Below are 21,709 nucleotides of genomic sequence, written 5' to 3'. Positions count from 1 at the left end.
CGTCCTCAACAGATTCGGGGTAGCTGTTCGCCGTTTAACCAGTCGACAATGCGATTACCGCCGAAACTGGTCTGCATCTGGACAAAACACTGATCGTCTTCTGTCACCTCTCCAATAATAGAAGCCGCTTCACCCTTGGTATGAGAACGCATCACCGCCAGGAGTTCATCGGCCTGTTCCGGAGGACAAAAGGCCAGCAATTTTCCTTCGTTGGCGACATACAGAGGGTCCAGCCCCAGAAACTCACAGGCGGCTGCTACCTGAGGCTTTATCGGCAACTGGCTCTCAGCTATTTGCATGCCCACACTCGACTGTTGGGCGATTTCATTGAGAGTGGTTGCCACTCCCCCTCGGGTGGGGTCCCGCAGGCAGTGAATAGTCGGTACTCGGTTGGTCATCAAAGCAACCAGATCGTGCAACGACTGGCTGTCGGACTCGATGGTCGTGTCAAAGCTGAGATTTTCTCGTAATGACATAATAGCGACGCCATGATCCCCCATCGAGCCACTCAACAGGATTTTGTCCCCTGCTCGCACACGGTCGCCGCCCATGTTGATGTTGTCGGTCACCACTCCTACCCCGGTGGTATTGATAAAAACACCATCGCCTTTGCCCCGTTCTACCACCTTGGTGTCACCGGTGACGATCAGGACATCGGCCTCACGGGCTGCCTGCGCCATGGAATCGACAATGCGCTTGAGATCTTTCAGGGGAAAACCCTCTTCCAGAATAAAACCTGCAGAGAGATAGCAGGGCCTGGCACCGGACATGGCAACATCATTCACTGTGCCATGGACCGAAAGCGAGCCGATGTCACCACCGGGAAAAAACAGTGGTGAAATAACATGGGAATCGGTCGCCATTACAACCCGTCCCGGCGGAAGATCGAAACTGGCCTGATCGTTAAGCTGGCGTAAATAGTCGTTATCGAACGCTTGCAGAAACAGCCCGTCGATTAACTGAGCCATGGCTTTGCCGCCACTGCCATGGACCATTTCCACACAGCCGGTCGACACATTCAGTTGATGATTAGCTCTTAGGTTGACGGTCATGTCGAACTCGTTTTGATCATTGAAGGTTTATCATCGATTATCGCTTGATCGCGATAACGTCCATAACTGTAATGTGCAGCGCAGGCTCCCTCGGATGACACCATACAACTGCCAATGGGATTTTCCGGGGTACAGACCGTGCCAAAGAGTTTGCAGTCACGAGGGGTTTTGACACCACGAAGAATGGCCGGGCATTCGCACGCCTTGTTTTCCTGTGCGCTGCGGCGTTTAAGGGTAAAGCGCTGCTCGGCATCAAAACGAGCATAGTTCGACTTGATCTTCAGACCGCTATAAGGAACCAATCCCAGCCCTCGCCATTCAAACTCCCTGCGCATCTCAAAGGTGTCTGCCACTACTTTTTTGGCTTTGACATTACCGTCGCGAGTGACCGCTCGGGTAAATTCGTTTTCGACCTCGGCCCGGCCCTCATTAATCTGCCGCACTAACATCAGAATGGCCTGCAATACATCGAGGGGTTCAAAGCCGGCGATAACAACCGGGCTTTGATATTCCTCGGCAAAGTATTCGTAAGGCTGACTGCCGATCACCGTACTGACATGGGCCGGGCCAATAAACCCATCCAAAGGCAAGGTTCCCAGCTCGCGAACCTCGGGAGATTCCAGAATCGTACTGATCGCCGAAGGGGTTAGAACGTGATTGCAAAAGACACTGAAATTTTCCAGCTTGAGTCTTTCCGCCTGGCGAATTGCCATCGCAGTCGGGGGCGTGGTGGTTTCGAAACCGATGGCAAAAAACACCACATCCCGGTCCGGGTTATTCTGCGCCAACGCTAGCGCATCCAGAATCGAATAGACCATGCGCACATCCGCTCCCTGAGCCCTGGCTTTGAGCAGGCTCATTTTGCGTGATCCCGGCACCCGCATCATATCGCCATAGGTACAGAGTATAACGCCATGATCCAGTGCTAATTCGATGGCCGAATCGATACGCACGATAGGTAGCACACACACCGGGCATCCCGGTCCATGAATCATTTTTATCTGGCTGGGCAACAGGTCGGGAATACCGTAGCGGAAAATCGCATGAGTGTGTCCGCCGCAAAACTCCATCAGATGATAAAGCCGATCGGGAGCAACTTCCTGACCAATTTTTTGGGCCAGTTCCCTGGCCCGCTCACCATCTCTGAATTCATCGACGTACTTCATAATTGCGCTGCCGCATCGTTGGCAATCTGATCCAGATCGCCCATTTCAGCAAACAGCGCCAGGGTGCGTTCGGCTTCTTGCGGATCAATTTTATTGAGCGCATACCCCACGTGCAGAATCACATAATCCCCGACCACCACATTCTCGACAAGAGCGATGGAGATCGATTTTCGAATGCCGCCAATATCCACCAGCGCCATCTCATTGTCTTGTAATTCTTCCACCCTGACCGGGATCGCCAGACACATTCATAACTCCTTGCTGCTATCCGCTGCTCACCAATGGGTAAGCAGCTTTTTGCTTTGTTATAGACCAACCTGGTTTCGCGCCACCCAGGCCTGACCCAGACTAATGCCGCCATCGTTACAGGGCAGCTGCCGAGCCAACCAGACCCGCACCTGTTTTTGCGTTAACTCCCTGACCAGGGTTTCCCGCAACAAACGATTGAGAAAACAACCACCGCTCAACACCACATCCTGAATGCCCTGGCGCTCCACCGCTGCCAAAGTCCATAGCAGCAAGGCATCTGCCAAAACACCATGGAACCGCTTTGCCCCTCGAACCGGATCGACTTCGTCAACCAGCGTCTCGACCAGTGGTAACAGATCCAGATTATGGTCGGTGCCCAGACAACGGTTCACCAACCTAGAATCGGATTCCAGCTTGCCTCCTGCCAGAGCTTCCAACTGCATCGCAGCCTGGGCCTCAAAACCGCTGTGTGAACAGACTCCCAACAAGGCGGCAACGCCATCGAACCATCGACCGGCGCTCGTGGTCAGCGGGCAATTCAGCCATTGATCCAGCATTTGAGTGACCATCGACTGAGCAGAAAAAGGTAATCGTGAGCTTATTTCTCTTTTACGACCTAACCGATGCAACAATGCTGCAGCAATGCGCCAGGGTTCCCGGGCAGCCCGATCCCCTCCCGGCAGTGGTACTGGTGAAAAATGCCCAAGACGCTCACAGCCAGTCTTGTCTACGCGCAATAATTCACCCCCCCAGGCACTACCATCCGTTCCCAAACCCACCCCATCCAGCGCGACGCCGATGACCGGCCCCTGTAGATGGTGTTCGGCCATAACCGACGCTATATGGGCATGGTGGTGCTGTACCCTGAGTAAAGGCACTTGCCACTGCTGGGCCAATTGCTCGGCCAACCGGGTGCTGTAAAAATCGGGATGCAGATCACAGGCCACCGCACTGGGCTGGACCGCAAACAGATCAATCATATGCTCCAGAGTGCTCTTTAGAAAACGACAGCTATCCGCATTGTCCAGATCACCAATATAAGGTGAGACATAGGCACGTTGCTGTTTAGTGACACAGATGGTGTTTTTAAACCAGCTGCCCAGCGCTGCTACCTGAGGGCCCTCATCAGCGAATCTGATGGTTTGCGGAGCCAACCCCCTGCCCCGTCGTATTAACATGGGAGGCGTGCCCGCTTGCATGACCGAATCATCGCATCGACGATCGATCGCGCGATCATGTATCAGCAACAGATCAACCATCCCGGTCAATCGTTGCAAGGCTTCATCGTTGTCGATCACCAGAGGCTCACCCGCCGGGTTGGCGCTGGTCATTACCAGTCGCAATGCTTGCTTTTGCTGACGCCAGGCAGGGTTACGAGGACGACCAGCGGCTTCGAAAAACAGCAGATGATGCACCGGCGTGTAGGGCAACATAATTCCCAGACTATCGATATCAGGGGCCACCGATTCAACCACCCCTGGATTGTTAGAATTATTACCGGTGCATTTTTTTAACAGTACAATCGGTGCAGCGCTGGTATGCAATTGCCGAGCGCTCGATGCATCCAGCTCAACCCATCCCTCCAGGGAAGCGAGGTTGGCCACCATGACCGCCAGGGGTTTTTGATCGCGCTGCTTGCGCTGACGCAGCAGGTTCACAGCCTTGGGATTATCCGCATCGCACACCAGGTGAAAACCACCCAGGCCTTTAACAGCCACTGTTTTGCCCTGAGCAATCGCAGCAACAACCTCTTGCAAAGGATCATCACTGTCCAGAGTTTTTCCCTTCGCAGAAACCAGACGGAGTTGAGGTCCACAGTCGCTACAGGCATTGGGCTGGGCATGAAAACGTCGATCATTGGGCTCATCGTACTCGCTTTGGCAGGCAGGACATTGAGTAAAGGGTGCCATCGAGGTGTAGGGACGGTCATAGGGCAGACGCCGAATAATGGTATAGCGGGGGCCACAGTTGGTGCAGTTAATAAAGGGGTATCGATACCGGCGATTGTCGGCATCGAACAGTTCCTGCAAGCAATCCCGACACACCGCAGCATCGGCCGCGACCGAGGTATTAGCAACCGTCGCCATACTGGTAATAATGCGAAAACCACGCCCTCTATCGAGGGGCACTTGCGCGCTCTGGCATTGATCAATCTCAGCCAGCGGCGGTAACTCGGCGTGCAATTGTTGCTGAAACGCTGCCAGCCGGGGCGGCTCACCCTCAATTTCAATCTGCACACCAGCGCCGTCATTGGCGACCCAGCCATCGAGCTCCAGACGTTGGGCCAAGCCGTAGACAAAAGGCCGGAAGCCCACGCCTTGCACCAAGCCAAACACCGACAAATGCAGGCGCTGCCGAATGGGCTCTGCCCTACCCATCGGAGATTACTCCGTCCAGGGCATAACGCTCCATCTTGTTGCGTAGACCAACCCGAGACAGCCCCAGTTGCTCCGCAGCCTGGCTTTTGTTGCCGCGATGATAGCGCAATGCCTGGCGAATCAGGCGCACCTCCAGGGCTTCAACCTGATGACGCAAGCTGCTGGACATCGCACCTGCTGGTGCCTCTGCAGAGGCGATGCCATAGGGTTCGGCGTCCAGCACAATATGGGGCGCGACCAGTTCAATCCCAATGACCTCCTGCTGGCTCAACACCAGCATCCGCTGCACTTCGTTTTGCAGCTCCCGCACATTGCCGGGCCATGGGTAATGATTAAAGCATTGCATCACTTCAGCCGTAAAACCGCGCACCGGCTTTTTGAATTCCTGTGCCGCTGTTTGCAGCAGGGCGTTGGCGATAAGAGTGATGTCGCCGTGGCGCTCGCGCAGGGGGGGGACCTGCAAGGAAACCGATGCCAGGCGATAATAGAGATCGGCTCGAAAACGGCCCGCTCTCATCTCCTCTTTTAAATCCAGATTGGTGGCCGCGACTACGCGTACATCCACCTTGCGGCTCTGGCTGGCACCCAGGGGACGAATCTCGCGCTCCTGTAAAACCCGCAGCAATTTGACCTGAAAGGCGGGCGATATCTCGCCAATCTCATCCAGAAAAATAGTGCCACCGTTGGCCTGTTCAAACAGACCAATATGATCATTAATGGCCCCCGTAAAAGACCCTTTACGATGACCAAAGAGCTCACTGGATAAAAGCTCATCGTGCATCGCGCCACAATTATCCACCACAAACGCTTGCTCGGAGCGGTCACTGTTGTAATGCACCGCACGCGCCAACAGCTCCTTACCCGTACCCGATTCGCCCTGAATTAAAATCGAAATATCGTAAGGCGCCAGCTGGGCAATCTGGGCGCACAGAGGGTTCATAGCGCTGTCATTGCTACGCAGAATATGATTGAAGTGATAATGCTGCTTTAGATCCGCACGCTGACGCCTGAGATAGTCATCAAACTGCCCGGAAGAAAAACGCATTTCCTGAGACAGCAAGCTGTTTTCCTGTTGCAAACGATACAACCGCGCGGCATTTCGCACGGTCAGAATCAGTGCATCCGGGTGCCAGGGTTTGGTTATATATTGATAAATTCCGCTGTCGTTTACCGCCTGAATGATATTATCAGAATCGGTATAACCGGAGATGATAATGCGCAACGTTTGTGGCTGTTTTTTTCTCACATCGGCAAGAAAATCGACGCCGCTTCGCCCCGGCATACGCTGGTCACAAAGAATAACCTGGAACGGGTCCTGTTCCAGCAGACGTTCTCCTTCATCGGCACTGCAAGCCGTAACCACCTCAAACTCTTCATCCAGAATACGGGCAATCGTCTCCACCGAACGCTGCTCGTCATCTATCACCAATACTCTTGATCGATCAGCTGACGCCATAGTCAAAGTGATAACTTCTCTTGTTTTTGTTGCAGCCCGGCAAGACGCGTCTTAGGCTCATCCACCGTCCCTTGTATCATCGTTTGCTGACGACGGGCGATCCATTGATACCAGTCTTTCATCCCTTCACCACTGGTTGCCGAGCACTGGATAATTTCGATCATCGGATTGACCTGTCGAGCGCTGGCGATACAGGCTTCAACATCAAAATCCAGATAAGGCAGAAGGTCCACTTTGTTGAGCAGCATAAGTTCAGCACCACTGAACATATCGGGGTATTTTATCGGTTTGTCTTCACCCTCGGTCACCGAGAGAATCGCCACCCGATGCGCCTCACCCAGATCGAAAGCCGCCGGGCACACCAGATTACCCACGTTTTCAATCATCAGCAGATCGAGCTCGGACAAGGGTAATTTGTCGAGGGCATGACCGACCATATGGGCATCGAGGTGACATCCCTTGCCGGTGTTGATCTGCACCGCACGGGCACCGGTATTACGAATACGTTCTGCATCGTTGGCAGTTTGCTGATCCCCCTCGATGACTGCAATTTCACAACGCTCCCGCATATCCTCGATGGTGCGGGTCAACAGCGAAGTTTTGCCCGACCCCGGACTGGACACCAGATTGATCGACAGCAAACTACTGCCTTGTAGACGGTCACGATTGATGGCGGCGTAGCGATCGTTCTTACCCAGAATATCCTGCTCAATCTGTACCATTCTTGATTGGCTCAGACCCGGCGCATGGGAGTGGGCCGCCCCCTTGCCATAATGCAAATCGCGGCCGTTATCGGCCGGGGTAAAGCGCTCGGCTTCTTGCCCGGTTTTATGAGCAGCACTTTGAGCGGATGTCTGATGGGAATTCGACTCGGGTTTCGACGAATGAGAATGATGGTGATGCGAGTGGTCGGGAGCAACCCCCTCGACTCGCATCTCGCCACTGGCACAACCACAGCTGGTACACATGATACTTACTCCACTTCCAATTCTTTGACTCGCATCTCTGACCCTTCGGTGGCTTGCACCTTGTACCCGTTGCATTGCGGGCAAGGGTCGAAACGCTGGCTATGTTCGACGCTTTGGCAGCAATCGAGGCAATAGCCTCGCCCCGGGGTTTCGATTACTTCCAGTGTAGCGTTTTCCGCCAGGGTTCCTCGACAAACCACCTCAAAACAGAAGCGAAACGAATCGACTTCGACGTTAGACAGTTGCCCGACCTCTAACCAGACCGTTTTGACCCGGGAGAAGCCCTCATTCATGGCGTATTCTTCAAGAATCTGGATAACACCTTCGGCCAGGGACATCTCATGCATGGTAGACCTCAACCTCAGAACCGACGCAGGGGTCCAGAGAAAGGCACAACAGCTGCACCTGTTGGCGCAGCTGTTCAATATTGTCCGCCGATAGCTGAAGCGCCTCACGCACCAGGGGTCCCTCCGGATGAAAATTCCACTCTGTGGGTGCTACTACCTGATAACGTTGCACCCGTCCGTGTTGAATATCAAGTCGATGCAGCAGGATACCCCGGGCCGTTTCCACCCAACCTGCACCGCTCTGGGCCATAACGGGAATATCCCCGCAACCAATAGCCACACGGGGCTTCAACAGGTGACCAATTTGCAGCAAACGCGCCACCAGACGCGCCATTACCCGCTGCCCCCGCGTCAACAGGGCAAGCACCCGCGCCTGCCCGCTAAAGTTGACCAGACTGCCCGCCTCCGGGTGTCCAGTGCGCAACCAGGGTTGGGCGCTGAACTGCTCATCCGTAGCCATCAGCTCGATCACCTCGGTCAGAGAATCCTGACTCAGCAGGACCTGTTCATCGGGCTTATTTACAGGTGTATCGTTTTCCGCTTTATCGTTTCCAGATGCATAATTTTCAGGGATGGGCTTATCTGGCCCCCTGTACGTAATCGGCTCAAACAATGTTTCGACCCGTGCCAGCAGCGGGTTAATCACTGTCTCGCCGTGCTTGAGCCAAGCCTGGAAAGCGGCCTCATCAAGCCTGGCCCAGTGCTCGAATGCCATACCTAACAACTGTTGTTCCACGGTATTTCTTAGCTCAGCAAGCGTTTGTTGTCTGACCCGGTTCGCCTCTTCCGTGTCTGCAGAGCAATTTTCAATCCCCTGCATCTGATGCAGTAAGACTTGTCGAATGGGAGCAAATTTCTCAAGCTCAGGAGGTGCTCCCAACAGGCTGGGCAGATCAATATAAAAACGCCAAAGATGCTCCTGCAAGGCTTCTAACTGCACCAGCCAGAGAGACAGGGGCCTGGCCGATTCGATACCAGCGGCCCGAGCCGCCAACTGCGCTGCCAATGATTGCGCCTGTCGACAGATGCCATAGATAACCGGCACCTTGGACAGCGCCTGAGCGACGCTGTCCCCTTGCAGCAATGCGCCAGATACCTGCGGCCGAGATGAACGCACTTCGACAGAACTCACCTGCCCGGCATGACAATGCACCAGCACTCGCAGTTTGCCCTCAAGCATCACGTCACCCGGGTCAGGCCGAGCAGGAGGAAACCTGCACCGCCTCGGTATGATCCAATTGCGTCACCGGCAACTGGCGGATGACTCGCATCACATCTCTGGCCAGGCGCTGTGCCTCTTCATGGCTTTTAATCTCCTGCAAGGGGGACATCAGCGAACAGCATAGATAGCGCCCTACCCCGACCTCCTCTCGTGGCGAGAACTTGTAGGTACCCTGGGGAAAGGTGATGTTGATTGCGTGGCTCTTATCCAGCGCCAGTTCGGGCCAGGGAGAGCCTGCTTTGTGAATCAGCAACAGGTTGATACACCAGGGCGTTATCAACACGCCCAACCATTGCCCTTCCCAGTCTTCGAAACCCAGGGCTTCCACACAAACGCGACGATTGATCAGGGGCATATCCTGCATTCGCTGCTCCAGCACCTGGTTAAAAACCTGTTCCAATTGAGGTGCCGGGTTGTCGGCAAAGCCGGGGGATAGTTCACTCATAAGGTCGTTACCTGTTTTGGCTGTTCCGGCTCATGATGAGCCGGAAGCTCAGAGTCATTATTCAGTGTCGCCATATATTCGAGTGCTTCTACAGCACGTTCTGGAGGAATTTTTTCGACCGCAAAATTGCCCACCTGAATCAGCAGATAATCCCCCACTTCAACGGGCTCGTTCATCAGGATCAGGCTGACCTCCCGGTGCTCACCATACGCCTCAACCCGAGCCGTAAACTCATTGAGTTCGACGATTTTTGACGGCACACCCAGGCACATAAATTCAGCCCACCACACGTTTGAGCAACGGCTGGGACAACGGCTCGGCACGAACCCCGAGCCGTGACAGTTCCTCGAGACAGCTTTGCACCATCTGCTCACGACAGGCTTCTATTTCCGGTGTCAGGCTGAGACTGGTGTCCATCGACACAGGAACCACACCAAACAAAGTAAAGTGACGAGGCATCTCACCGGTCAGGGACATAATGGCCAACAGATCCGACATACCCAGTTGATGGGGTGATATTTTCTGGCGAAACATGGCCGGCACCTGATCATCACGCAGGGTGACCAGCGTACCCGGCGCATCGCCGGTGTTAACCGCGTCGATCAGAATTACCTGTTCGCGGTTAGCGATAGAATCCAGCAGCTCCATACCGGCGGTACCACCATCCACCAGGTCGACCTCGGGCGTGAAACTGTAACCTTGCTCGAGGGCTTCAACGACGCGCACGCCGATGCCCTCGTCGCTGAGCAAAATATTACCGATACCAAGCACTAGAATAGTCATCCCGAGATATCTCCTGCTAGAGCGCTTTAACCTTGACGGCCGTATCGTTTTCGGTGTCCACCAGATGGATGGCGCAAGCAATACAGGGATCGAAACTGTGCACCGTGCGCAGTACCTCCAGGGGCTTTTCAGGATCCGCAACCGGGTTGTCGAGTAACGAAGCTTCATAAGGGCCCGGTACATCGTTCTGGTTTCGTGGACCGGCATTCCAGGTACTGGGCACCACGGCCTGATAGTTCTTTATCTTGCCATCCTCGATCACTACCCAGTGAGACAACACGCCTCGCGGCGCTTCGTGGAAACCGACACCGCGTTGTTCGCCCTTGGGGAATTCCGGACGGTTAAAGGTATCGGTATCACCACTGCCAATGTTGTCCACCAGATGCTGCCACTGCTGTTTGATTTCATCTTGCAACACCGCGCAGCGCACCGCACGAGCAGCATGCCGACCGATGGTCGAATGCAGCGCACCGACACCGACTTTGGTGCCCGCCACGCTACCGGCGGTATCGAGGACAAAGTTCAGGTGTTTCATGGTCGGTTCATGGCCCGATGCCGCGAGACAAAGTACATTCGCCAACGGCCCGACCTGTGCGGGCTTATCATAAAAGGTGGGCGACTTGATCCAGGAATATTGCCCCTCATCTTCAAAGTCGGTGTAGTTGGGTTCGGTCTCGCCATCCCAGGGGTGCAGTGCTTCATCGCCCTGATACCAGGAATGCTTGGAACTCTCTTTCACCCCCTTGATAAAGAACTCATCCTGGAACGAAGTAATGGGTTTAAAGGTGCTGAGATCGCCGCCCTTAATAAAGCCTCCAGGCAAGGCGAACTCGGTGCCTTTGCTGTCCAGAACCATCTCCGGTACTGCCAGATAATCGGTAACACCAGAGCCGTAACCCGTCCAGTCGGCATAGAAGCCACCAATAATAGACACATCGACCAGATAGGCGTTTTTGATAAAGTCATCCATCTTGTCGATCAACGAACGGATGTACATCAGGCGCTCCATATTGAAAACGCCCTGGCTGTCGAGGTTAATCGCGTTAGTCACACCGCCCACACAAAGGTTTTGGACATGGGGAGATTTGCCCCCCATCACGGTCACAATGCGGTTGGCCTCTCGCTGTATTTCCAATGCTTGCAGGTAGTGCGCTGCGGCTATCAAATTCACTTCCGGCGGCAGTACCATCGAAGGGTGCCCCCAATAACCGTTAGCAAAGATACCCAGCTGGCCGCTGGCAACAAAACCCTTGAGTTTTTCCTGCACGGCACGCAGTTCATGGACATTGTTGCCTTTCCAGGACGACAGTCCTTCTGCCAGCTTGGAGGCCTGTACCGGATCGGCCTTGAGGGCAGAAACAATGTCCACCCAGTCCAGCGCCGAGAGATGATAAAAATGCACAATGTGATCATGTATCGCATGGGCAGAGAGCAGCATATTACGAATAAACTGGGCGTTTTTGGGAATTTCCATACCCAATGCATTCTCCACCGCACGTACCGAGGCCAGAGCATGAACCGTTGTGCAGACACCACAAATTCGCTGCGTGTAGGCCCAGGCATCTCTCGGGTCACGCCCCTTGACGATGGTCTCGATGCCACGCCACATCTGGCCAGAAGACCAGGCCTTGCTGACCTTGCCCTCTTCCACTTCAACATCAATTCTAAGATGGCCCTCAATTCGTGTTACCGGATCAACCACTACTCGTCTAGCCACGGTAATTCTCCTGTTTCTTTTATTGGCTGCAATCAGACAGCCTTATCTGTTCGTCAATGGGCGCTGCGTTCTACTGCGCTCAAGCATGGTCTGCCTTGGGTAACACGGGTAAAAATTTCACGATGGCCAGATAGCCGGCAATCTCTATGGCCACAAAGCCCAGGCTCAGCAACACTTCCTTGGCCGATGGGAAGTAGATATACCCCCCGCCCGGATGCCAACCGATCATAAATGCGTTGGCACGATAGAGTGCTCCCGCCAGTAGCAGGCTTACCGCCGCAATCAATAATTGAGCGCCACTGCTGCGTCGTCCGGGGGATAACAAAATCACCAGAGGAATCACAAACAACAGGGTTTCCAGCAGGAACATATTGCCCCGCAAATCCCCGGCAAAAGCTCGGCCCAATTCCCCGCGCAGCACCAAGTCGCCAAAGCGAACCAGTAAGTAAACACCTAACAGATAGATGATTAACCTACCCAGGCCTTTCAACAGATGGGTTTCCGAGGGTCGCTTGAAACCAACGGTTACCATTGAGGCCTCGAATATAACAATCGAAAAGCCCATGGCGATCGCGGTGATCAGGGCAAAGAAGGGTTGCAAAGAAAGGCTTTGCCACAATGGATCTACTTTGTGACCCGCTGAGATTAACAGCGAACCAATCGAGGACTGATGCATGGTCGGCAACAGAACACCAATACCGATAATCACAAACAACCACTTATCGAGCAGCTGGCTAAGTCTGGGGATTTTGAAGCGTTCGAGCACGGCTGGAGCAAATTCCAACACCAGGATCATGGTATAGGCGGTGACACACAAACCCACTTCCAGCATCACGGAATTGATATTGATCTGCCCGGGAAGCACCATGTTATAGACGTTCCAGTAACGTCCCATGTCGATAAACGCTGAAAAAGCACCCAGGCTGTAACCAAACAGACTGGCCAACAACGCAGGCCTCACCAACGGATGGTATTTCCCTTTGTTGGCAATATAGACCACCATGGCCAACACCCAGCCGCCGGTCGCGAAGCCAGTGCCGATCACCACGTCATAGACGATCCAGATACCCCAGGGATAACCATCATTCAAGTTGGTTACCGCGCCCAGGCCAAAGATCATCCTCTCCGCCAGAATATAAAAGGCGATCAGCACCAGGGCGGCCAGAAAAATAAACGGCAGGGTGAAGATCTTTCTGTTTAGCACCTGGTGTTCATGATGACTACTCATCTTTATCATCCCCCTTGGTATTACGGCGAGCCAGGTACAACAGACCGGCCAATAGACCAGCCGGAGCCAGCATACCTCCGTAAATAGTGTGCTGTACCGTCTCGGAGTTAGCGGCATAGGAACGTTCGGGTAATTCTGGCAATCCCAGATTGGTTATCGGTGTTCCCGCTACCACCAACACCTGAGTGCCGCCTCCCTCTTTCTCACCAAATATATGCTGCTGGTAATCCGCCTTGACCTGGGTTTCATAGCGATAGGTGGAATCGATGCTCTGCAGTGGGTAGGTGTAGGTATCACCCTCTTTCAACTCCGCCCGTCGCTTGGCTTCGGCTAACAACTCCTTGCGAGGACCAAAAATATTGGCTCCCGTCGGGCAAACTTCCGTGCAGCCGGTGATCTGGCCATTGTCGATACGCTCGACACCCGGCTGGTTACACAACTGGCACTTCTGAATCTGGCCAAAGGTCTCGTCATATTCATATTTGGGCACGTTGTAAGGGCAGGCCAGAACACAGTAACGACACCCGATGCAAACATCGGGATCATGGCTGACAATGCCGGTGGTCGGATGCTTTTGCATGGCAGATACCGGACACACCGTGACGCAACCCGGATCGACACAGTGCATGCACTGGCGCTTGCTGAAAGAGAAAGTTCCATCGGCCAGATTAGGAATGTCTGGCCCGGTATCGGCATTGAAAGCCTGGATGATGGTCAGGGTATCGGCGGATAATTCCTGGGCCATATCCCAGTGCTCTTCACCTTCAACCGTTTCCGGTGGCGCGCCATTGATCTCCTTGCACTTGACCACACAGGCTCGGCAACCGATGCACAGGGTGGCGTCGTACAACATACCAACAGCATCTTCGGGTACCGGCAAATTTTCCCGGGCCGACACGGTGGTTGCACTGGAAGCGACCAGAGCGCCAGTGCCTGCCGCTTTGAGAAAGTCTCGTCTTTTCATCGCTGCCTCTCCCTAGCGGTCTTCGGATGGCGAGGAGGATTCCGACTGTTCGCTACGACCCAGCTGCCGCACCGTCATCGCCGAAGCGCCAATCACCGCTCCGGCCACCGCGCCCAGCAGTGCGGCCGCGCCGACGCTGGCCCCTTCACCCACTTCTGGCGCGACCGGTGGAAACATATCGGGTGGGGTATGAGTGGTTACCTTGGCACGATCGTAAAGGGCTTTCTCGAAGCCGACCCCCTTTTCAGTACAACCGAAACAGGGTGCGCCTACCCCGACCGGCCAGGCTCCCCCACCCACATCACCAAATTCGATTGACGGGCAGTTGGCATAGGTTTCGGGTCCCTTGCACCCCAACTTATACAAACACCAACCGGCCCGGTGTCCCTCGTCACCAAATTCGGTGGCAAAGCGACCGGCATCAAAATGCGCCCGGCGCTCACAGTTCTCATGAATAAGCCGCCCATAGGCGAACTTCGGGCGATTGAGATCGTCCAGCTCCGGCAGAGTGCCGTAAGTCAGGTACTGCATTACCGTGGAAAGGAAGTTATAGGGATTGGGCGGGCAGCCCGGAATATTAATGATGGTTTTATCCGGCAACACCTCGTGAACCGGCGTCGCTCCGGTAGGATTGGGTCCCGCGGAAGGCACGCCCCCCCAGGATGCGCAGGAACCAATCGCCACGATGGCGGCCGCCCCCTCCGCCGCTTCCTGCACATGCTCCAATATGGTCTTGCCTGCAATCTTGCAATAGATACCGCCATCCTTGGTGGGAATGGAACCCTCAACCACCAGCAGATACTTCCCCCAGTTTTCCTTCATCGCGCTGTGCTTGGCCGCCTCGGCCTGATGACCGGCCGCTGCGCAAAGTGCTTCGCTGTAATCCAGCGAAATCTGATCGAGAATCAGGGTTTCCAGGGTCGGATGCGTGCTACGTAACAAGGATTCGGTACACCCGGTGCACTCCTGGCCCGATAGCCAGATCACCGACGGACGACGCTGCTGGGCCACTGCATGGGCCAGCTGGATCGCGGCACCGCCAGGCAAGCCCAGAGTCGCGGCCATGCCGGTACAGAAGGTCATAAACGTTCGACGAGTAATGCCCAGTCGAGTGGTCAAATTATCAATATCGCGGTCGTGCGTCATACGGCTCATCCTCTAACCCGCCATGACCAGACACACCGACCCGTGATTCTGCACGTCCAGCTTACCTGCCCAAAGCGCACCTTGATTGTTATATTCCCCAAGCAGAACATGAAAACCTGGTTATCACATTCCGATCAGTGAACAATCAAAGCAATTATCAGACCATGCAAAAAAAAACATAACAGATTAATAATTTCTTTTATTTACAACAGGTTGCAAAGCTCAAGAAGAAAGAGGGGCAAGCACAAACTGAAAACAAAGTTATCACATATAGACAAAAGCATGGATAGATACCTGCCACCCAAAACCAATGGCCGCTAATTTCCAGACTGGCCATCACTTATGAAACCGGGGCGTCTTATCCCGGCAAAAGCCGTGCTTTGTGCAAGCTACCTAACCAAAAAATGAGTGGAATCAATTTATTGGGCGTGATGATATGGAAATATGGAGACTCGTTAGGTGAATGTACATCTGGGTCGTTTTGCGCCATTCAATAACGGCTAAAGGGGAACCATACATCGGCAATTTCAATAAACAGGCCGTCTGTAAGAATCGGGTTTCTTGGAAAAGTGCGTGGGGCGTTATACAGATGTTGCAAGATGTAGATAAATCAAAGTACTCCAACCAAACCCTACACAATCGTTATGAGCCATCCTATGAAAAGAATCATTATTTTATTACTAGCTATGATCCTTACGGGCTGCACCCAATCACTCGACATTCAGCTAGAACCCGAAGTTAGCTTATTTCTTAGCAGCGATAGCGGGCAACCAATACGCCTGATGCCAGACGATAAAGCCTATAAAGACCTCAGCGAATGGTTACAGAAGAACAGGTCAAATTGGTATGTCACAACCGGCCGTTACCGCGGAGGTGTCTACATACAATCCGGCGAGCATGGCATTCAGGTTACGGATATTCAGGTAATCCTTTACGCCACAGAAGGCGAAAGACCCAGCGCAAGGTATATCCAGACCATTAAAAAATCGGAACTACGCAGTATAAAAAACTATGGTAAATAGCGGTGTAACTGTACCCGCAAGGCACCCCCGAACACCGGCAGCCATACTGCCGGCCTAATCGTTCGCACAGATTGTTCAAGATGCACTATTACGCCCGACTCTCTATTTGGGCAACGCTGACTGGTTCGAGTGGAACGCTATCGAGCCTTGACCCAATACTCAATGGCAATTCCTCTTACTGGAGAGACAGCAATTGATTCATCGAAGACTTTTCTTAAAGCATCTATTGCTGCTGTCCGGGGGGCTGATTGTGAATAACAACGTGCAGGCAAAGAGCAACCATTCAATCCCTTTTCTGACGATGCCAGACGAAAGCGACCTTCATGAAAGAACATGGATGGCCTTTGTCGCCAATGACGACATATGGTCGCCGCGTCAGGTGCCTGAGGTTAAAAAGAATTTGGCATTGATCGCTACAACCATCGCACAATACGAACCCGTATCGATGCTGGTATCCCCTGATGACTATGACGATGCCCTGTCGCTGTTAGGTGATCTTAAAAGTAACCGTTACCCAATCGACCTGATCAGATTTAAAACAGACGATTTATGGCTCAGAGATACCGGCCCTACCTTTGTTAAAGGCGCCGATGGTAATAAGTATGGCATCGACTTTAACTTTAATGGCTGGGGCAATAAGCAACAACACAAGCTTGATGCCCAGGTCGCCGAGTTTATCAGTCATCGGGCAAAGGCTGTTATTAGAAAGTCGACACTGACCCTTGAGGGAGGGTGTTTTGAAGTCGATGGCAACGGCACAGCCATTATGACAAAAAGCTGTATTATCAATAGCAATCGCAACCCTGGAATATCGCAGGAAGCGATTGAAACCGAATTAAAAGCGTTGCTGGGGTTAAGAAAAATCATCTGGCTTGAGGGCATCAAGGGCAAAGATATCACCGATGGCCATACGGACTTTTATGCCCGATTTACCCGGCCCGGTGAGGTAATTGTAAGCCGGGACAACTTTCGCCCCTCGTATGACTATGAAGTAACCCGAAACAATATCGAGACATTAAAAAACAGCACAGATGCCGATGGAAATAAACTGAGAACTATCATTCTGGACACACCGGACCAGATTAACGAAAAATTTGGAAGCCACGACTTTGCGGCTGGATATATCGGTTACTATGCGTGCAACAACGCCATTATTGCGCAAAAATTTGGCGATAAAAAATCGGATGACCGGGCAAAAGCAGCCTTACAACAGGCGTTCCCCGATAGAGTTGTCGAACAGATAGCCATAGATGGTATTGCCTCCGGTGGCGGTAGTATCCACTGTGCGACGCAACAGGAAATAAAAATCCAGTCAAAGACCTAGTGCACCGTACAGGCCATACAGGGGTCAAACGAACGCACGATATGTTGAACCGCTACCGGGTTCTCGTCATCCTGCTTACGCACGGGGGCATTGCTCAGGGCTTGCTCAAGAGCTCCCGGCTGGCCATCAGCATCCCGGGGCGAAAAATTCCAGGTGGTCGGGGCGATAATCTGGTAGCGGTCAATCAAACCATTCCTGACCCGCATCCAGTGCCCCAGACTGCCACGGGCCGCTTCCACCATGCCTACGCCCTCTCCGTCCTGGGGGGATGCCAGACCCGCCTCGAAAAAAGGCTCGCCGGGTACCAACAATTCGGCCCAATTCTCCATTGCCAGCAACAGACGCGCCATCTCCCACAAACGCATTAATATACGACTCTGAACATTGGCACCACCGCTCCGCAACAGATCCAATGCCAGGGGATTGCCATTCACCGATTGCCGGGCCAACGCCCCCACCTCGATCACCCGCCCATTCAGCCGGGGAGCCTTGCACCAGCTGTACCCATTGTCATCCATACCGGTGGGCTTGGTTGCCCCCTCTCTGGGATGACGAGGTGGTGAGGCCTGCATCCAGCTATGACTGACATCCTCGGCAATAGCGTCGGCTTCAAGTGGTTGCCAGCGGTCAGTATAGAGCCCGGCAGCAAACAGTGACTCGCCCTCGAAGGCATGGCCACCAAAGCTCATAAAAGCGTTCCCCCCCCGCCCCAGCTGATCCAGTTTCAGGTTTCGGGATAGCGCGAAAAAGCGGCCGCAATCGCTTGTTTCCGGCTCGCTCAGCTGGTGCCATTGATCTTGCTGGCTGAGCTCGACAATCGACTCCAGGGAAGTACCAAAGGTGGTTTTTTCCAGAAACGCTCGGAAGCGACGCAACACCGTCAACAGGCGCAGGCGCTCGCTGGCATCGATGGAACGGGTCGAGCCACCAGGCTGTATCGCCAGGGTATGGGGCCATTTGCCCGCCAGCAATCCCATCAAATGCAGTAGCTCGGCTCGGGCCGAGAGGGCGTCACCGGCAGCGCTTCCGCTTACCGCCCGAAAGCGCTCGGCCACCCTGCCGTACCAGGCTTCGTTGCGATAGGCCGGGTTGGCAAAGTCGGGCATAAAAAAGAGATAAAAGTGGGTAAAGAGGTCGGCCAGATTCTCGCAGGCGTGCACCAGATTGGCCGCCAACACGCCATTGGGAGGAGGTTTGGCGCCGGTAAGATCCGCCAGCGCCCTGGCTGCCGCGACCGATTGTGAGACCGAACAAATACCGCATATACGAGGAGTAATCACCAGCGCATCAATCGGTTTCTTGCCTTCCAGCATCTGCTCGAAGCCACGATACATCTGGGATGACACTCTAGCCTCGGCAACCCGATCCTCTTTAATCTGCAAACGCAGTTCCAAATTCCCTTCTACCCGGCTGAACGGGCCTATGATTCGTTGTGTCACGATTATCGTCGCTTGTTTTTATAATAGATTTTTGGCGCCATCAGTTGATGATCCGAGAGCGCATTTTCCCGTAGTCGAGCCGGCATGGCTGCCTTGGATAATGACGACAAAGCGACAAACCAGGCCTTGGGCATATCGGTCGGTAGACCGATCGGGATACCGGCAACTTTGGGGGTACTCAGGAAGCCATAGCCCGGGTTTTCGAACTCCGGCGCCGTACAGTTGATGCAGGCATACCCTCCCCGAAGGCAGGAACCGCCGCCATTCCACAAGCGAATATTGCAATCGGCATGGGCCTGGGTGCCGATACAGCCCAGATGCTCCATCAGACATCCCTGTTGCGAATGCTGCTGGGCGCTGGCCTTGTATTCGTAGTATTCATTGCGAGGGCAACCATGGTGAACCAGATGATCCGTGTACGAACGTGGCCGTCCCAGTTCGTCCAGATCTTGCAGGGTCATCTCACCGCGCACCAGGCTGGCCAGGGATTCCAACACCCATTGCGGATGGATCGGGCAGCCACTGATATTGATGACCGGTAACCCGCCCCGGGAGCGAAAAGCCTCGCCCAGCAAGCCGCCAAGGCGTTCTCCGGCATACTGGGCTCCCGTCGCATCGGAAGGATTATCACCACCAGCACTGACTCCGCCATAGGCGGCACAACTACCTACCGCCACCACGTAGTTGGCCCGGGTCGACAGGCCTTGCAGCCAACTCATCATGGAACGACCAGTACCCGGCAGTCGGCTGAAATCACCGGTGCCATCGGGGCCTTGCGCGACGGCGCCTTCGATACAAAGCAGGTCCAGTGATTCGCGGCCCTGCTCCAGATCCGATAACAAGCTTTGCACTTCCTGTCCGCTGGCTTCGCTAAGGGCCGGATGCCACAACAGATTAATGCCCTGCCAGCTTAGTTGCTCAAACAGTGGAGGCGACTCGGCGCACAACAGCGACATGGTGCAGCCACCGCAACCACTGGATTGCAACCACAGCATATTGAAGTTAGCCATCCCCCCTCCTTAGTTCAGCGGCAGCGTCAAAGTAAACAGTGCCCCCCGTTGCGGATTGTTATCCGCCTGCAAGTCTCCACCCTGCTCCAGAGCAAAGTTATAACTCAGGGCCAGACCCAGACCGGTGCCCTTGCCAATCTCCTTGGTGGTAAAGAAGGGCTCAAACAGGTGTGGCAGATCCGTATCGTCGATGCCCGGGCCATTGTCCTGTACGGTACAGAGTACCTGATCTTGCACCAGGCTTACCTTGATTAGAATTAGGGGATTGGGTTCATTCTCCACCGCATCGAGCGCATTTTGCAGCAGATTCATCAGCAGCTGCTGTACGTGTCCGGCATGCCCCTGCAAGGTCAGCGAAGCGGGCATATCGAGTTGGACTCGATCGTCCAGATCCCTGGACACCCAGCGTACGGCCGTTTCGATCACCCGCACCAGGTCGTAGGGGGCTTTGGTCTGCTCGGCGCCGGAGGAAAACTGGTGCAGGTCGGAGACAATGTCCCGAACCCGTTCCACGCCTTCCAGCGAACCTTCGAGCAAACTGGGCAGGTCATCGATCAGGCGGTCGATGCGCAGCTCTTCGCGCAGCTGTTGTATTTTCTGAGCATTTTCGGCGTTATCCAGGCCATCAAAAAAAGCCTGCAAGCGTTTGCTGTAGCCTTCCAGGGCATGGGTATTGCCATAGACAAAGCTAACCGGATTATTGAGCTCGTGAGCCACCCCCGCCACCAGGCGGCCCAGGGACGCCATTTTCTCGGAACCGATCAACTGTTGCTGGGCCAGCTTCAGTTCGGCATGGCTTCGGTTCAGCTCATCGTAGGCACGCCGTAACTCACCGATATGACGCCCAATCAATACCACCCCACCTGGGCTATCCGGGTTGTCCGAGCGGCGGGCACCGTTGATGGACAGAGGCACCCGACCATAGCGCCCTTTGATATTGAGTTCACAGTCATACACGGGGGCCAGGGGAATTCGTTTCAACAGGTCACGTAGCAAGGATTGAGACTCTTCACAGAACAGTCCGCTTAACGGTTGCCCCAACAGTTCGGACTCTTGCAGGCCGGTGAATTTCTCCAGTGCCCGGTTAACCTGGCATACCAGTTCGTTTTCATCACAAACCAGCAACAGGTCGGTCATCGCCGTCTGTACACTGGAGATGAACTGATAAGCGCTCTCAAGCTCGGTGTTCTTCTCCTCCAGTGCAACCTGGTGCGTGATCAGCTCGGAATAGACCTGCTCCATTTTGGCGATCACTTCCAGCCAGGCATCTTCGCTCGCGGTACCGGCATCCAGATGATCGAGCATCGGACATAACATCGCCTCATCAGAGCCCAGCACACTGTCTTGTGCCGTTTGCGCCTTTACTGGAACTTTCCCGGGTTTTCCGCTGGCCATTTTGTTTGCCTGCTGCCACTCTATTTATGCAGTGTATCCGAATATGGTATCACTGACGCAACAAAGAGGCCTGCCAGGACGTCATGCGCTTCTTATAATGATCCACACAACGACCAACTCACTTGAAGGAACGACGACCATGCGATTCTTATCCGCACTTGCCCTCTCCCTGGCATTCGCATTAACCACCACGGCCTGTTCACCGGAAATTGGCAGTGAAGGCTGGTGCAATAACCTGAAGGAAAAGCCCAAGGGAGACTGGACCGCTAACGAAGCCACCGATTACGCCAAGCATTGCGTATTCTAGGGCACCTCTGATTAATTCAGATGAACTCTGGCTTTCAGGCGAATTCAGAATCGCGACACGCCTTTGCAGTAAGGTCGAGACCTTTCAAAAA

Annotated in this window: 21 protein-coding genes; 3 read left to right on the top strand and 18 right to left on the bottom strand. The window is 54.1% G+C overall.

The window, feature by feature from the left end; translation table 11 throughout:
- Positions 1 to 5: 5 nt before the first annotated feature.
- From hypE to MIB40_RS10505, 15 genes are all read right to left on the bottom strand, one after another.
- Positions 6 to 1,052 (bottom strand): hydrogenase expression/formation protein HypE, encoded by a 1,047-nt coding sequence (gene hypE, locus MIB40_RS10575; protein ID WP_249693851.1) that lies wholly within the window; start codon positions 1,050 to 1,052, stop codon positions 6 to 8.
- On the bottom strand, positions 1,049 to 2,218 hold the full coding sequence (hypD, locus tag MIB40_RS10570) for a hydrogenase formation protein HypD (RefSeq protein ID WP_249693849.1): 1,170 nt from the start codon (positions 2,216 to 2,218) through the stop codon (positions 1,049 to 1,051). Before hypD ends, hypE begins: the two co-directional genes overlap by 4 nt.
- On the bottom strand, positions 2,215 to 2,466 hold the full coding sequence (locus MIB40_RS10565; RefSeq protein WP_249693837.1) for a HypC/HybG/HupF family hydrogenase formation chaperone: 252 nt from the start codon (positions 2,464 to 2,466) through the stop codon (positions 2,215 to 2,217). The genes hypD and MIB40_RS10565 overlap by 4 nt, the downstream gene beginning before the upstream one ends.
- A 57-nt stretch (positions 2,467 to 2,523) precedes the next feature.
- A complete protein-coding gene (gene hypF / locus MIB40_RS10560) occupies positions 2,524 to 4,845 on the bottom strand; it encodes a carbamoyltransferase HypF (RefSeq protein WP_249693836.1) in 2,322 nt (773 codons plus the stop codon).
- Positions 4,838 to 6,271: a sigma-54-dependent transcriptional regulator gene (locus tag MIB40_RS10555; protein WP_249693835.1), complete on the bottom strand. Its 1,434-nt coding sequence runs from the start codon at positions 6,269 to 6,271 to the stop codon at positions 4,838 to 4,840. Before MIB40_RS10555 ends, hypF begins: the two co-directional genes overlap by 8 nt.
- Before the next feature lie 32 nt (positions 6,272 to 6,303).
- A complete protein-coding gene (hypB, locus tag MIB40_RS10550; protein ID WP_249693834.1) occupies positions 6,304 to 7,269 on the bottom strand; it encodes a hydrogenase nickel incorporation protein HypB in 966 nt (321 codons plus the stop codon).
- Positions 7,270 to 7,274: 5 nt separating this feature from the next.
- The gene (gene hypA / locus MIB40_RS10545; protein WP_249693833.1) at positions 7,275 to 7,616 is read right to left on the bottom strand and encodes a hydrogenase maturation nickel metallochaperone HypA; all 342 of its coding nucleotides are present in this window, start codon (positions 7,614 to 7,616) and stop codon (positions 7,275 to 7,277) included.
- Positions 7,609 to 8,796 carry a nickel-dependent hydrogenase large subunit gene (locus MIB40_RS10540; protein ID WP_249693832.1) on the bottom strand — a complete coding sequence of 396 codons (1,188 nt, stop codon included), beginning with the start codon at positions 8,794 to 8,796 and terminating at the stop codon, positions 7,609 to 7,611. Before MIB40_RS10540 ends, hypA begins: the two co-directional genes overlap by 8 nt.
- 13 nt (positions 8,797 to 8,809) lie before the next feature.
- Complete coding sequence (gene hybE / locus MIB40_RS10535; protein WP_249693831.1) at positions 8,810 to 9,283, bottom strand: [NiFe]-hydrogenase assembly chaperone HybE; 474 nt, start codon at positions 9,281 to 9,283, stop codon at positions 8,810 to 8,812.
- Positions 9,280 to 9,543 carry a HypC/HybG/HupF family hydrogenase formation chaperone gene (locus MIB40_RS10530; RefSeq protein WP_249693829.1) on the bottom strand — a complete coding sequence of 88 codons (264 nt, stop codon included), beginning with the start codon at positions 9,541 to 9,543 and terminating at the stop codon, positions 9,280 to 9,282. The genes hybE and MIB40_RS10530 overlap by 4 nt, the downstream gene beginning before the upstream one ends.
- A 16-nt stretch (positions 9,544 to 9,559) precedes the next feature.
- Positions 9,560 to 10,066, bottom strand: coding sequence for a HyaD/HybD family hydrogenase maturation endopeptidase (locus tag MIB40_RS10525; protein ID WP_249693827.1), 507 nt, complete (start codon positions 10,064 to 10,066; stop codon positions 9,560 to 9,562).
- A 16-nt stretch (positions 10,067 to 10,082) separates the two neighbouring features.
- Positions 10,083 to 11,783, bottom strand: a complete 1,701-nt coding sequence (locus MIB40_RS10520) for a nickel-dependent hydrogenase large subunit (RefSeq protein ID WP_249693825.1) — start codon at positions 11,781 to 11,783, stop codon at positions 10,083 to 10,085.
- 79 nt (positions 11,784 to 11,862) lie between these two features.
- Positions 11,863 to 13,011 (bottom strand): Ni/Fe-hydrogenase cytochrome b subunit, encoded by a 1,149-nt coding sequence (hybB, locus tag MIB40_RS10515; protein ID WP_249693824.1) that lies wholly within the window; start codon positions 13,009 to 13,011, stop codon positions 11,863 to 11,865.
- Positions 13,004 to 13,975 carry a hydrogenase 2 operon protein HybA gene (hybA, locus tag MIB40_RS10510; protein ID WP_249693822.1) on the bottom strand — a complete coding sequence of 324 codons (972 nt, stop codon included), beginning with the start codon at positions 13,973 to 13,975 and terminating at the stop codon, positions 13,004 to 13,006. Before hybA ends, hybB begins: the two co-directional genes overlap by 8 nt.
- Positions 13,976 to 13,987: 12 nt before the next feature.
- Positions 13,988 to 15,121 (bottom strand): hydrogenase small subunit, encoded by a 1,134-nt coding sequence (locus MIB40_RS10505; protein WP_249693820.1) that lies wholly within the window; start codon positions 15,119 to 15,121, stop codon positions 13,988 to 13,990.
- 656 nt (positions 15,122 to 15,777) lie between these two features.
- On the opposite strand from MIB40_RS10505, the gene MIB40_RS10500 reads away from it, so the two are divergent.
- Complete coding sequence (locus MIB40_RS10500) at positions 15,778 to 16,143, top strand: hypothetical protein (RefSeq protein ID WP_249693818.1); 366 nt, start codon at positions 15,778 to 15,780, stop codon at positions 16,141 to 16,143.
- 250 nt (positions 16,144 to 16,393) lie between these two features.
- On the top strand, positions 16,394 to 17,467 hold the full coding sequence (locus MIB40_RS10495; protein WP_249693816.1) for an agmatine deiminase family protein: 1,074 nt from the start codon (positions 16,394 to 16,396) through the stop codon (positions 17,465 to 17,467).
- On the opposite strand, the gene MIB40_RS10490 is transcribed toward MIB40_RS10495, so the two are convergent.
- From MIB40_RS10490 to MIB40_RS10480, 3 genes are read right to left on the bottom strand one after another with little or no spacing between them, the layout of a single operon-like run.
- Entirely contained in the window at positions 17,464 to 18,906 is a 1,443-nt protein-coding gene (locus tag MIB40_RS10490) for a nickel-dependent hydrogenase large subunit (protein ID WP_249693807.1), read from the bottom strand. The genes MIB40_RS10495 and MIB40_RS10490 overlap by 4 nt on opposite strands.
- 2 nt (positions 18,907 to 18,908) lie before the next feature.
- Positions 18,909 to 19,916, bottom strand: a complete 1,008-nt coding sequence (locus MIB40_RS10485) for an NADH-quinone oxidoreductase subunit B family protein (protein WP_249693805.1) — start codon at positions 19,914 to 19,916, stop codon at positions 18,909 to 18,911.
- Between the two features lie 9 nt (positions 19,917 to 19,925).
- A complete protein-coding gene (locus tag MIB40_RS10480; RefSeq protein WP_249693803.1) occupies positions 19,926 to 21,311 on the bottom strand; it encodes a PAS domain-containing sensor histidine kinase in 1,386 nt (461 codons plus the stop codon).
- Between the two features lie 139 nt (positions 21,312 to 21,450).
- On the opposite strand from MIB40_RS10480, the gene MIB40_RS10475 reads away from it, so the two are divergent.
- Positions 21,451 to 21,618 carry a DUF3012 domain-containing protein gene (locus tag MIB40_RS10475; RefSeq protein WP_249693801.1) on the top strand — a complete coding sequence of 56 codons (168 nt, stop codon included), beginning with the start codon at positions 21,451 to 21,453 and terminating at the stop codon, positions 21,616 to 21,618.
- Positions 21,619 to 21,709: the final 91 nt, after the last annotated feature.

The organism is Aestuariirhabdus haliotis (assembly GCF_023509475.1).
Lineage (GTDB): Bacteria > Pseudomonadota > Gammaproteobacteria > Pseudomonadales > Aestuariirhabdaceae > Aestuariirhabdus > Aestuariirhabdus haliotis.
The sequence above is the reverse complement of the archived record's forward strand: the minus strand, read 5'-3'. Positions and strand labels throughout refer to the sequence as shown.